Genomic DNA, 11,168 nt, shown 5'->3' with positions numbered 1-11,168 from the left:
AACGAGCGTACAAATCCATACGGCCTTGTCTCTTAGGATTAGTTTGAGAAGAAGTCGACAGTACATTTAGAAGCACCTACATTCCTCAAAGCATCGTTAGATTGATAATGACAGACCGAATGAAGATGCGTGCGATGGGGGCGAGGCGAATGGCTGAGCGGTATCGATATGCGGGTTCAACGGTATTATATCGACCACATAGATTATCAAAACCGTCGTAAAACCCCTGGTTTCAACTACGGGGAGTGTCAACGGTATTCACTTTTTCAGCAATGCCGTATTTACGTAATGTCGTTATTGCATAGTTCTGTTATTTCGTTTTGCCGTGTGCCGGGTTTTAGGGCAGAACCCTAGTGCGCCGCCGTACAAAGCCCGGCGGCGCACTAGGGTTCTGCCCTAAAAACCCGGCGCCCTTGGCGGCGTTAAAAAGTGACGCAATAACGTTGTTACGTTATTGCGTTATTACACAGTTCGGCAGTCACACTTTTACATTGTTGCGGCATGACACAGTTACGCAATGTCTCCGGTGCGTCTCGGTAAAAGGTTCGCTACCGGACAGCCACCGGACACCGAAGCGATCTAAGCGCGGCGATGGTTTGCCGTGAAATGTGCTGTGAGATGAAAAATCTCGCAAGAGACGCGAACTTGTACCTCCATCGTAAATGTAGCCACAAGTTCGCAGCCGTTGGCTCTTGCCAGGGCTCCGCCCTTGGACCTGGGTCGGTAAGTTGACTGCGACTGCATCGGTTGATTGATGGCAGTTGGAATCGACGCCGTAGTTTTTAAATCTGTTATGAAGCGTGAAACTCAAAAACTCATCGTATTGATTTTCATTTGATTCGAAACGCCCGCGCAAAAGTCGAAACGGCTCGCGCGGGCGTTTCGGTTTTTCGTTTCGCATCTCAACTCGCGTCAAAACAAAATTTGAAAATCGATAGCGACCGAAGGTCGCGATCATAGGCGGCTTGACCGCCGCATGAAAACCGACTCGCTAATCCGAATCGCAATGCGAGCCGCGTCACCTTTCGACAAATCCAACAGCGCTGCGAGTCACGCTAATGACTCTCCGCGCCATTGAAATTGTCGAAAGCTGCCTCAACTTTTTCGCCGGCGTTGCGAAAAACGATTCGACAAGTCGAATGTTTGCGCCGCGGTCGCCGCAAACCCGCTTCGCGGCAATGCGAACACTCGGCATCCCTCGCATTCGCAATATCGCTCCGCTCTCGCTACAGCGAACTTCTAACACTCAGCATCCTTCGCGTTAAAAATTCGCTTCCGCTCACGGTCTTCACGCAGTTACGACGCCGCGAGGCCTCTCGCTTGGAATGAGGCCTCTCATTCCGCGTCTACACTGCGTTTCGCCCAATCACCGTTCCGGAGATTGCAAGATGACTGTGGGTGGCACTTTTGTGGGCCTATTCGTCCCAAAAACACCACACCACAAATCTTGCTTATCGCCTCTCACGGCGATAAGGTTTATTCGAAGTTGAAACTTCGCGCGAAAGAATCGTGGAGTCGATTCTTCATTTTTGGAACGACGCCAGCCGTTCCTCAAGGAAGGCGAATCGCATAGCAGGTTTTGATCGGAGGCCTCTCCGATCGCTGATTCGTTTCCGGAGGAATCATGAGCAGGCTTCGCCCGCACACCGTCAAAGCATCTCTTTCCGATGAAGAGAAGAAAGCCATCGCTTCAATTGCAAAACGCCATAAGTTAAGCGAAGCCGAACTTATACGGTTTGTTTTATGCAACATCAACGAGTTTGATATTGATTTCGGTTCTGCAGAAAACGTCGACCAGAAATCTCGATCTGAAGAGATTCACATCAAGGTTTCTCCAGCAGAGAAAAAGAAAATCGAAAGCAACGCGAACTCGCTCGGTGTAACCGTCAGTTCATACGCCCGTCGCGTTCTTATCAGTGGGAAAGTCGAAAAGATAGATTTCGATCGCGGAGGTGCCGAGAAAATTTATCACGAACTTTTGAAGCAGGGCACAAACCTCAATCAGCTCATGCATTTCATAAATGCTAACGGACTTCCCTCTTATAACGAGATAGCGGTTTTCAGAACCGTTGACCACGTTACGAAAAGCGCGGATCTCGCTTTTCGATTCCTGAAAACTCTTGAGCGTCGTTATTTCATCGAAGGTGGCGAAACGAAATGACGGTTATCAAGCAGAAGAGCGTTTCGAGCGATCGGTACGCAAAGAATGTCCGTAAGTACATCAACGGAAAACATGCCTTGGCCCGTGACGGTTGGAACATCGAATGCGACAAGTATTGGTTTTCTAAAATGGCGATGACCAGAAAGGTTTTTCATCACGACAAACCTTCGAGAGCCGGTGCCAAGAACGTGACTATCCTTCACCAGATTCTCGCGTTCCTGCCCGAAGAATGTTCGTGCAACGGCGGTAAGATGACTCCGGAAAAATGCATGTCGTACGCGAAAGAATGGGTCGCCCAGCATTATCAAAATCAGCAAGTTATCTTTGCGTTGCATGAAGAAAGCGATAAAGCTGGCAAACGTTATGCCGTCCACATGGCGATAAATCGAACCGATTTGCTGACGGGTAAACGCTGCGACACCGGTGGCCGTCGAGGCAAATACAAGCGCGCTTCATGGGTTCGTGAACTTGATGACAAATGGAACCTCGTCCAACTTGAGAAGGGAAAGAAGAATTCGAAGATTCGTGAGCGCCAACCTCGCGAGATCGAAAAGGAAATCATCGACCGCGACGAATACAGTTACAAAAACAATCTGCGCGAGCTGATCCATATCGCAATTGACGAAGGTCGCGTAAAGAACATGGAGCAGTTCAAAAAACTACTTGCATCGTGGGGCGTAGACATTTTCATCAAGAACAATCGAGTCTATGCGACAGATCTAGATATCAAAGAAGCCGGCAATCCGAAGTGCACTTTCAATCTGACTCGACTCGACGGACGTTTCGCGGTCAAACAACTTGAAGCGGCGTTCGAAAAGAACGTGCTGGAAGCCGAGCGAGCATTGCCGTACGAGAAGCGCTGTGAGATTTACATTCAACGTCTTAAGAAGGCGTACTCGGCGTGGGTCGAACAAGCAAAAGCGAGCAAGGGCGTCGCCTACAATTCATTCCCCAAATTCATCGCACCGAAGTGCGATGAGGACCTGCTCGAAGATCCGGCGGTTCGCGATGAGCTTCTTGCGCGTCGCGGTTACGCAAGGGAGATTCGCAACCGCTATGCCGGCGCCGTTCCCGATGCCGACGATGACCGCGTTCGTGCTGCCGGCCAGGCGCACGGCGGTAGCGCCGTGTCGCGACAGATGGACGATCGCGTTGTCGATCGCGGCGACTACTCGCGCGGCGACACGCCTCGCTAGCTTTGAACTGCCCTGCCCTAGTGCGTTGCAATTCAATCAGCTGTTACAGAATCCTGAAAGAAAGGGTCGAACCGAAGTGTCTGGCCGGACGCCAATTGTCCGGGAACTGCTTCGTTTCGACCCTCTTCTACTTTACTTCCATGGCCATGCAGCGGTCTAGTACTCCTTGATCGGATGCTTCTTACCGAAACCACCGTCGATGCCGAAGTGGCAGAGCATGTCGATGGCGCGAAGATGCTCGTCGATGGCAGTTGCAATCTGGGCGTCGATCTCGCTGTCATGGTCGTCAAGGGTGCGGATCGCACTGTCTGCGACCATGAAGGCCTTGATGGTTTGGTTGAACTGAGCCTTGAAAGCATCAACCTTCTCAACGGCGGCAGCTCGGTCTGCCATCTCGCGTTCGAGTCGTTGAACGATTTCCTGTGCGTCGCTCATGGCTATTCCTTTCCTCGCGGGTGTTTTACCTAATATATCGCCCCGCGCGGACATGATTCTCACCCGGTGGTATCAAATTTCACAAAACTGCAGGTAGGCGGCTTAACAGGATTCGATTTACGGGACGTTTAGCCAAAGGTTGGTGTGGATGCCAGCAGCACCCCTTTTTCGGGCCGTAAATCGCATCTGGTGAGGTCGATTTTTCGGCAATGCCGCCGCCCACCGCGTGCGGCCTGTTTGGCACCGTGAACGGCTAATTGTTCCACATAGCCATACGCATGACGTCATCCATTGAGTAGCGGGCGTCGTCATCCTCATCCAAGGCTTTGCCGTAAGCCTCGATGTCCGCCATGTCCTCGACTTTTTCGAGTGCCGCCCTTCTCACGAACTCGGAAAAGGGCACGCCTGCGGCGTCCGCATGAACCTGAATCAAAGCCATTTCGCCCTCATCAAACATGACCGCAATTTCGCACATTGAGCGCTCCAATCAATGCTGGCATCGAACTTTACTGGTACATATCTTATTGTTCATATTCAACAGTCCCAAAACGTATGCGGGAACCGCGGTACCGTCAGAAAATGCAGGAGGAAATTTGACGGTCCCGTTAATAGATTTTGTGACAAGGGCATGACGGGGGGACAGGTCATTCGTCAGGTTTCTGGCAGACGATATGAGCGGGACATGGAAAATGGAAGCCCCTCCTGTATGCATATCCGCTGGTAAGGCCTGGCCCGGTTTTCACCATCGCACGCGGTGACCGAGCACCCATCCAACGCCCAAGTCAAAATACTCAGTACACTGAGTGATTTCACTTACTATACTGAGTATTTTCTCAATTTGCTCAGGCTAGTTAAACAGCGGTACCTTATCGAGCAGAAAATCCTCCACGGTGCACGCCCCGGCCGCCGCTCCTCCCACGACGATCCGCTTGGCTCGCGGATACTTTTTTAGGAGCGTCGACATGCCGCTCTGGCCGGACTCTCCACCGCTTTTGACCTCGATGGCGCTCAGTGCATCATTCCTTCGCAGCACAAAGTCGACCTCTTTGACGCCTTCACGCCACCACATAACCTCAAAACCCTCTTCCGGCGCGCGCGCAAGCAGTCGTGCACCCACTGCCGATTCCACCAAATGACCCCGCCGCGCCGAATCCTCCAGCCATTCTGCACGGCCCTTATCGCCGAGCGCCGTCATAAACGCCGTGTCATAAACCATGAGCCGCGGGGTGCTTCGGCGCTTTGCGAGCTCCTTGTCACTGAACTTGGGGATCGCCGTAACCAAACCAGCCTTGCCCAGCAGGTCCAAATACCCGGCGACCGTGACCGTGTTACCGGCATCCTGCAGCTGGCCTACCATTTTTGAATACGAAAGCTCCTGTCCCGAATAGCTCGCCGCGAGCCAAAAGAGCGCGCGCATCAGCGCCGGTTTGCGGATATTCTCCAACGAGAGAACATCGCGCGAGATCGCCGGCTCGACGATCGCATCTCGGATATAGTTTCGCCAACGGGCGTCATCGGAAACCAGCGGCGCCGCACCCGGATATCCGCCGTGATAGAGATAGTCTTCAAAAGAAAAGTCAAAGGCCTCGCTGCACTCGCGATAGGACCAATGCGGCGACCGAATGAGCTCGTAACGGCCCATAAGGGATTCTTCCAAGCCCTTATGCAGCAGCAGCGACGACGATCCGGTCAACATGACCTTGAGCGGCGTCCCCTCCCGGCGATCCCGGTCGTACAATCCCTTGACGACCGTGGACCAACTCTGCACCTTTTGAATCTCATCAACAACGAAAACGGCCGGGGCCTTACCTCCAGACGTGAGGTTTCTTGCCTGTTGCCACTCGATTTGCAGCCAGCTGGCATCGGGATTCACAACATCGTCCGCATTGACCACGTGACAGGGCATGTCTACATGGTGCAACGCCTGCACGAACATGGTCGACTTTCCCGTTTGGCGGGGCCCGATTATAAATTGCATCAACGGATTATTCGTTTCCCGCATCCTCTGGGCTATCACGGCAACTTGATGGCGCTCAAACATGTCAATCTACCTCCTTGTTTCTTAAATACTCAGTATACTGAGTAAAATCACTCAGTATACTGAGTATTTTTTGAACCGGGAGATCGAACCCGCCAACTTAACTCCCTTCACCAGCGGGTTGCCGCCGCCCCTCCGCGAGTCGAGTTTCTGGCCCTTCGTGCTCACTCGATATATAAAAACTGCCATAGCCATATCGAAAAACCGGTATAGCCGGTCCCATCATCGAACCATCGCGAACTGATACGCATCTTATTGCTCATATTCAAGGCCCCGACGTCTCAAAAGGTATGCCTCTGGGCACTCGAAAATCGAACCCTCGATGCCATGAATGTCGAGTGCCAAAACCCAGTGCCAAAACCTCGCCTTTGATTCCCATGGGAAAATCAAACTACGAGGCAGGAGGCTAAAAATGACACGATATGGATATGCCCGCGTGAGCACAAAGGACCAGAAGCTCGACCGTCAAATCGAGGCATTGGTCAACGCTGGCGTGGCCTATGAGCGCATCTTCAAAGACAAAGAGACTGGCGCACGCGAGGGCGACCGCACGCAACAGAAAAAGTTGTTCAAAAAGATGAAGCGCGGCGATGAAGTGGTGGTCGAGTCCTGGGAGCGCCTGACCAGATCGACGAGGCAGCTACTGAACTATGACCTGATGTTCAGGAACTTAGGAGTGAAGCTCATATCACTGAAGCAGCCCGTTGACCTCGATACTGCATTCGGCCGTTTCGTGCTGGGCACCCATGCCTGCACCGCCGAGCTCGAGCGCGACCTGATCAGGCAGCGCCAGGCCGAGGGTATCGCCGTCAAACGGAGCCGCGGTGGCAACGTCGGGGGCCGCCCGCGTATCGCGGACGTCAAGGCCGACGCTGCTGTGAAGCTCTACCTCGCCCGTGAGACGCCAATTCCCGACATCTGCGCCGCAACAGGTATCTCGAAATCGACCCTGTACCGCGTGCTCCGCGAGCGCGGGTTAGTGGGCGTCAGAAGATAAATCCGAGTGCGCTACTATATAAGAGTGCGGTATTTCTCCAACTGAAACCCTGCGTGAACGCATGACTTGAGACGCCTTTTTAGAACTCACCGATCGCAGGACGAACACAACTCAACAGCGGCCGCGTATTTCTTCCCAGCCGTACGGCGTGGCGGAGCCATGCCCGTTGTTGATTGGAGTGCCGTATCATGGCCGAAAACCAAGTCCAGTCCGAAAAGAAAATGACCAGTCTGAATGTCTCATCGGAGACCCGTGACGCCATAAAGGACATCAGCACGAGCCTTGGCCTCTCGCAGGCCGATACCGTCGCCCGCTTGGTCGACGGCTACCACCCTAACGCCACTTCCGGCGTGAAGGCTGCGCTCGACGCATCGGCCGTCCTCGATGAGGCGGTCGAGCGGGTCAAGCGCATCATCGTGGGCGCTGCCGAAGCCGCCGCGATGGAGGCTCGTGCTGCCTGCGAGGACGCCGACGCCGCCAAGAAAAGTGCAACGGAACAGATTCAGAGCATCAAATCTAATTGCGTCGAGCAGGTCGCCGCCATCAAAGAGAAATTCGAGCTGGATACTGCGAGCTTGGAGATTGAGAACGATGAGCTCCACGCCACCGTCGCCGATTACCTCTCGCAGCTCAAGAAGCTCGATTCCGAGAACAATCAGCTCTTGGCAGAATCAGCCGCAAAAGACGATCGAATTGAAAGCATGAGGGGTGCGGTCGACGCCGCGGCCAAGGCTCAGGCCGATCTCAACGTCTCCCTCCTCGCCCAGCGTGACCTGATGGCCGAGGTCGCCGCCCTCAAGGACCGCCTCGCCGCCTCCGAGCAGCGGGCGGCCGTGGCCGAGGCCAAGGTCGAGGTCATGACCCAGACGAGGGGCGTGTAGATATGTCCGACAAGCTAAGGCCGTCTCGCCGTGAGTTGATAACGGCAGGGCTAGTCGTCTTTTTGGTCACGGCACTCGTATGGACTGTCATTGATGGTGCCGGCGCAAATCCGCTCACCATCAGCGGTGTCATCACCCGTCAAAATGCCGTCTGGGCTTCGCTTACGGCAGTTTCAGTGGTCATGCTCATTGGGGCTTGGCTGTTTGGCTGATGGCATTCAAAAACAATTAAGTTTGGAGTAATCGATGGAGCATCTCTCTGTTAAAAAGGCAATCAACCTAGCTCGGAACTTTGGGGCTGCGGGTGTTCTGGCAGCCGCCCTAGTTATGACCTCTGGGTGCAGCCAGGCAGACGATCATCAGACGGCAGTTCGGGTCGCCGATTCTGATAACGCGCAGGAAGACGGGGTTTACGGCAAGATGAAGTATTCAGTCACCGGCGTCGAGGTGCATGATTCCCCGACTGGCGATGGCGGGAAGGTTGCCGTTGTTCGCTGGCACGCCATTAACAACCGATCGGCAGATTCATGCGCTGTTGGTAGCTACATCACGGCTTATCAAAATAAGCAGATGCTATCTCGCGGGTTTGCCGCCGATTTGCAGGAAGATCACTTCTCTTCGCAAGGGCTTGCGCCGGGAGGCGAATGCGACGGTGTGTCGATTTTTGACCTCAACGACATGTCTCCCATCGAAGTGAAAGTCGACGGGGTGGGTGCCGGGTCGAACTCCCTCGACCAGACTTTTGAATTGGAATAGTCCATATGGCGCCTAATTTCTAGAAACCTTCTAGAGCGCTTCTAGAAGGTTTCTAGAAGCGGGCGCAGCATCTTCGACCGGCACGATGTCTCGGTAGATAAGGCGATGCCTGGCGTCACGCCACTCGTCGCCGTGGTAGTGGCCGAAGAACCAGGCGCGGCAGCCGAGTCGCCCGTCGAGCTCGCCAAGGAATCGTTGCAGCCGGTCGTCCAGATACTCGCGTTCGCGCTCCCGGCATAGTTGCTCTGCCAGGTCGGCAGGAGCCTCGTGAGTCACAACGTAGTCGACCTTCCAGCCCACGCGATCGAGCGAGGCGCGGCAGTGCCCCATCTCTTCCACGCTCGGTATCTCCTCGGGCCACCAGCTCCTCCCCTCCTTGCGATACTGCCTGTCGTTGCTCGCGGCGCCGCCCATGGCAAGGACTGTGAGCCCGTCGATATCGAACACCTCTCCGCGCATCAGGTGCAGCACGTGCGGTCGCGCCTCGTGGACGAACCCGCCGTTCCACTCCCGCACCGGCAGCCCAGCCAGGGCGTGGTGATTCTCATGGTTGCCGTCTACGAAACACGTGGTCCACGGCTTCGACTCGAACCAGTCGAGCCAGTATTTCTCGGCGTTGGATCCATCCCAGACAAAGCCGAAGTCGCCGGCCACGATCACCACGTCATCGCGCGTCAGGGTCCGGCCCAGCGGCCAATTTTTGAATGCAAACCGGCTGGACCCGTACTCGGCCCTGCCGTGCACGTCGCCTGTCACATAGACCGTCATCAGTACGCACCCCACGGCAGGAGTTTGTCCCCGAGCCTCACGATCCGGTCGTACAGCACCGTGTGCCGTTCGTCCGGGTTGCCGTCTCGGTGAAAATGGCCGTAATACCAGTGTTTATAGTCCAGGCGGTCCTCGAGCTCGTCAAGGAATCCGGTCAGCCGGTCCACATCAGGGCGTTCCCAGCCCGGGTCCGGGTAGAGCGTCGGCGAGAGCATGCGCGTCGAGCAGGTATGGGTGATGACGCAGTCGACCTTCCAGCCGACCTCGTCGAGCTTTGCCCGCGCGGCATCGAATTCGCGCTCGTCCGGGAGCTCCTGAGGCCACCAGCTGGAATACGGAACGCGGTATTCCCTGTCCACGCTCGTGGCACCGCCCATGGTGAAGATTGTCGAGCCGTCGAGCTCGAAGACCTCGCCGCGCGTCAGGCGCCGAATGGGCGAGGTGTCCGACAGGTGCTGCGTCAGCCCGCCATGCCATAACTCCACGGGGCGCTCCGCCCAGTGATCGAAGCGCTCGTGGTTGCCGTCGACGAACAGCACCGTGTAGGGGCGCGACTCCAGCCAAACGATGTCGGCGCATTCCTCAGCGGAAAAGTTCCACGGAAAGCCAAAGTCACCGGCAACGATGAGATAGTCGTCGCTGGTAAGACTGTCGCCAAGCTCCCAGTCGCGGAGCTTTTGCATGTCGAGCCCACCGTGGATGTCGCCTGTCACATAGACCGTCATCGGATCGCCTCTTCCCTCTTGTACGCCGCCAGCTCGCGCTCGACCTGCCTGTCGCCGGTCTCGTTGACCCACCAGGGCCACTTCACCCGGCCGCACGGCTCGTCGACTCCCGCGAACCATTCCCTCAGCCCGTCGAGGCTCACCGGGGAATGCCCGTTGGCATCGCAACCGACGTCGTAGCGCAGAAGGCCCTGCTTGCGGTTGAACTCGTTGTACGCGCCGCCGCTGCTGTGGATATGCCCGTGGAGGTGCCACGATCCATGGTTCATGCCCTGCCAGTCGGCCATGGGGTAATGGCTCAGGACAATCTTCTGCCCGTCGATCTTGAGCACGCAGATCGGCGGCTCCACGGTGAATGCACCCGCGACCGCCGGCCGGGTCCAGTCCTTGTCGTGGTTTCCCGGGACGAGGTGGATACGCCTGCAGGCGATTCGCTTGCGCAGCCCATAGGCGTCCTGGGCGGTCATCTTGAATGAGAAATCTCCCAGGATGTAGAGCTCGTCGTCCATGGCGACCCTACCGTTGATGCTGTCGACGATGGCGTCGTTCATCTGCCAAATCGTCTCCCACGGGCGGTCGGTGAACTTCAGGACGTTCTCGTGCCCGAAGTGCGTGTCACTGGTGAACCAGATCATTCCATTGTCTCCCTGTCGCTAAAAACCGTTCTCCTTTGCGCAGTTGAGGAGACGTATTTTGAGCGACATGAGGCGTTCGAACCTCATGTTCTGTGCTCCAATCTGCCGGATTGTTCCAGCTAAAACTTTAAAACCTCGTGCGGATAGAAAACCTTGTCCCGTTTGTGGGGTCATAGTATAGGCACTGTTAGAACTAATAGCCCAAATCCGTTGCCAACTGGCCGCTATTAGCAACTATTAGGCCTTTTGGACAGCCGAGCTGACTAATAGCCGCTATTTGTTGGGCTGTTTTGCAACCGCGAACGCTGCCGTGGATTCTTGATACGGCGCATCGACAACAGCAATGTCAAGCGGGTAGAATGGTGCCGACGGCAGCCCAAGTTGTAGAGAGCTGGGCAGAGCCGTTGCGTTAGAAAGTTAGGTCATCGTCTTAGCGACGGTGGCCTTTCTTAATATGAGAAAGCCATTGTCAATAGGCATGTTCGTTCGAGCCCGGTTTGAAACCGGGCTTTTTCGTTTCCCGTCGGGAGGGCCCGCGCACGCTGCATGGCTTAGTCGACGCTTGCCTGGCAAGCT

The 11,168-nt window shown here is 55.4% G+C and carries 12 protein-coding genes; 6 read left to right on the top strand and 6 right to left on the bottom strand.

What is annotated here, in order from left to right:
* The first annotated feature begins 1,624 nt into the window (after window positions 1–1,624).
* Window positions 1,625–2,161, top strand: coding sequence for a hypothetical protein (locus tag AAAX59_RS09270; protein ID WP_195241091.1), 537 nt, complete (start codon window positions 1,625–1,627; stop codon window positions 2,159–2,161).
* A complete protein-coding gene (locus AAAX59_RS09265; RefSeq protein ID WP_349071547.1) occupies window positions 2,158–3,357 on the top strand; it encodes a relaxase/mobilization nuclease domain-containing protein in 1,200 nt (399 codons plus the stop codon). Before AAAX59_RS09270 ends, AAAX59_RS09265 begins: the two co-directional genes overlap by 4 nt.
* A 156-nt stretch (window positions 3,358–3,513) precedes the next feature.
* Here the strand turns inward: AAAX59_RS09265 and AAAX59_RS09260 are convergent, their stop codons facing one another.
* The 3 genes from AAAX59_RS09260 to AAAX59_RS09250 all read right to left on the bottom strand — a co-directional run bounded on the left by AAAX59_RS09260 (window position 3,514) and on the right by AAAX59_RS09250 (window position 5,833).
* On the bottom strand, window positions 3,514–3,792 hold the full coding sequence (locus AAAX59_RS09260) for a hypothetical protein (RefSeq protein ID WP_349071546.1): 279 nt from the start codon (window positions 3,790–3,792) through the stop codon (window positions 3,514–3,516).
* A gap of 253 nt (window positions 3,793–4,045) precedes the next feature.
* A complete protein-coding gene (locus AAAX59_RS09255; protein WP_195241088.1) occupies window positions 4,046–4,267 on the bottom strand; it encodes a DUF6290 family protein in 222 nt (73 codons plus the stop codon).
* A 372-nt stretch (window positions 4,268–4,639) separates the two neighbouring features.
* Window positions 4,640–5,833, bottom strand: coding sequence for an ATP-binding protein (locus tag AAAX59_RS09250; RefSeq protein WP_349071545.1), 1,194 nt, complete (start codon window positions 5,831–5,833; stop codon window positions 4,640–4,642).
* A gap of 409 nt (window positions 5,834–6,242) precedes the next feature.
* Here AAAX59_RS09250 and AAAX59_RS09245 point away from each other — a divergent pair, with 409 nt between their 5' ends.
* The 4 genes from AAAX59_RS09245 to AAAX59_RS09230 all read left to right on the top strand — a co-directional run bounded on the left by AAAX59_RS09245 (window position 6,243) and on the right by AAAX59_RS09230 (window position 8,464).
* Window positions 6,243–6,827, top strand: a complete 585-nt coding sequence (locus tag AAAX59_RS09245; protein WP_349071544.1) for a recombinase family protein — start codon at window positions 6,243–6,245, stop codon at window positions 6,825–6,827.
* A 188-nt stretch (window positions 6,828–7,015) separates the two neighbouring features.
* Window positions 7,016–7,708 carry a hypothetical protein gene (locus AAAX59_RS09240; RefSeq protein ID WP_349071543.1) on the top strand — a complete coding sequence of 231 codons (693 nt, stop codon included), beginning with the start codon at window positions 7,016–7,018 and terminating at the stop codon, window positions 7,706–7,708.
* Window positions 7,709–7,710: 2 nt separating this feature from the next.
* Window positions 7,711–7,920, top strand: coding sequence for a hypothetical protein (locus AAAX59_RS09235; RefSeq protein WP_349071542.1), 210 nt, complete (start codon window positions 7,711–7,713; stop codon window positions 7,918–7,920).
* A 34-nt stretch (window positions 7,921–7,954) separates the two neighbouring features.
* Window positions 7,955–8,464 carry a DUF5067 domain-containing protein gene (locus AAAX59_RS09230; protein ID WP_349071541.1) on the top strand — a complete coding sequence of 170 codons (510 nt, stop codon included), beginning with the start codon at window positions 7,955–7,957 and terminating at the stop codon, window positions 8,462–8,464.
* Window positions 8,465–8,494: 30 nt separating this feature from the next.
* On the opposite strand, the gene AAAX59_RS09225 is transcribed toward AAAX59_RS09230, so the two are convergent.
* Genes AAAX59_RS09225 through AAAX59_RS09215 form a run of 3 tightly spaced genes read right to left on the bottom strand, consistent with a single transcriptional unit; the run spans window position 8,495 to window position 10,592 of the window.
* Entirely contained in the window at window positions 8,495–9,232 is a 738-nt protein-coding gene (locus tag AAAX59_RS09225) for a metallophosphoesterase (protein ID WP_349071540.1), read from the bottom strand.
* A complete protein-coding gene (locus AAAX59_RS09220; RefSeq protein ID WP_349071539.1) occupies window positions 9,232–9,957 on the bottom strand; it encodes a metallophosphoesterase in 726 nt (241 codons plus the stop codon). Before AAAX59_RS09220 ends, AAAX59_RS09225 begins: the two co-directional genes overlap by 1 nt.
* Window positions 9,954–10,592: a hypothetical protein gene (locus AAAX59_RS09215; RefSeq protein ID WP_349071538.1), complete on the bottom strand. Its 639-nt coding sequence runs from the start codon at window positions 10,590–10,592 to the stop codon at window positions 9,954–9,956. Before AAAX59_RS09215 ends, AAAX59_RS09220 begins: the two co-directional genes overlap by 4 nt.
* Between the last annotated feature and the right edge of the window lie 576 nt (window positions 10,593–11,168).

The organism is Collinsella sp. CLA-ER-H2, assembly GCF_040092405.1.
Classification (GTDB): Bacteria; Actinomycetota; Coriobacteriia; order Coriobacteriales; family Coriobacteriaceae; genus Collinsella.
This window is presented reverse-complemented; position numbering and strand designations above follow the sequence as displayed.

What these genes read in the sequence shown, in the direction of transcription:
- AAAX59_RS09270 (WP_195241091.1), top strand. Translation starts at nt 1,625, where the DNA reads ATGAGCAGGCTTCGCCCGCACACCGTCAAAGCATCTCTTTCCGATGAA.
- AAAX59_RS09265 (WP_349071547.1), top strand. Translation starts at nt 2,158, where the DNA reads ATGACGGTTATCAAGCAGAAGAGCGTTTCGAGCGATCGGTACGCAAAG.
- AAAX59_RS09260 (WP_349071546.1), bottom strand. Translation starts at nt 3,792, where the DNA reads ATGAGCGACGCACAGGAAATCGTTCAACGACTCGAACGCGAGATGGCA.
- AAAX59_RS09255 (WP_195241088.1), bottom strand. Translation starts at nt 4,267, where the DNA reads ATGTGCGAAATTGCGGTCATGTTTGATGAGGGCGAAATGGCTTTGATT.
- AAAX59_RS09250 (WP_349071545.1), bottom strand. Translation starts at nt 5,833, where the DNA reads ATGTTTGAGCGCCATCAAGTTGCCGTGATAGCCCAGAGGATGCGGGAA.
- AAAX59_RS09245 (WP_349071544.1), top strand. Translation starts at nt 6,243, where the DNA reads ATGACACGATATGGATATGCCCGCGTGAGCACAAAGGACCAGAAGCTC.
- AAAX59_RS09240 (WP_349071543.1), top strand. Translation starts at nt 7,016, where the DNA reads ATGGCCGAAAACCAAGTCCAGTCCGAAAAGAAAATGACCAGTCTGAAT.
- AAAX59_RS09235 (WP_349071542.1), top strand. Translation starts at nt 7,711, where the DNA reads ATGTCCGACAAGCTAAGGCCGTCTCGCCGTGAGTTGATAACGGCAGGG.
- AAAX59_RS09230 (WP_349071541.1), top strand. Translation starts at nt 7,955, where the DNA reads ATGGAGCATCTCTCTGTTAAAAAGGCAATCAACCTAGCTCGGAACTTT.
- AAAX59_RS09225 (WP_349071540.1), bottom strand. Translation starts at nt 9,232, where the DNA reads ATGACGGTCTATGTGACAGGCGACGTGCACGGCAGGGCCGAGTACGGG.
- AAAX59_RS09220 (WP_349071539.1), bottom strand. Translation starts at nt 9,957, where the DNA reads ATGACGGTCTATGTGACAGGCGACATCCACGGTGGGCTCGACATGCAA.
- AAAX59_RS09215 (WP_349071538.1), bottom strand. Translation starts at nt 10,592, where the DNA reads ATGATCTGGTTCACCAGTGACACGCACTTCGGGCACGAGAACGTCCTG.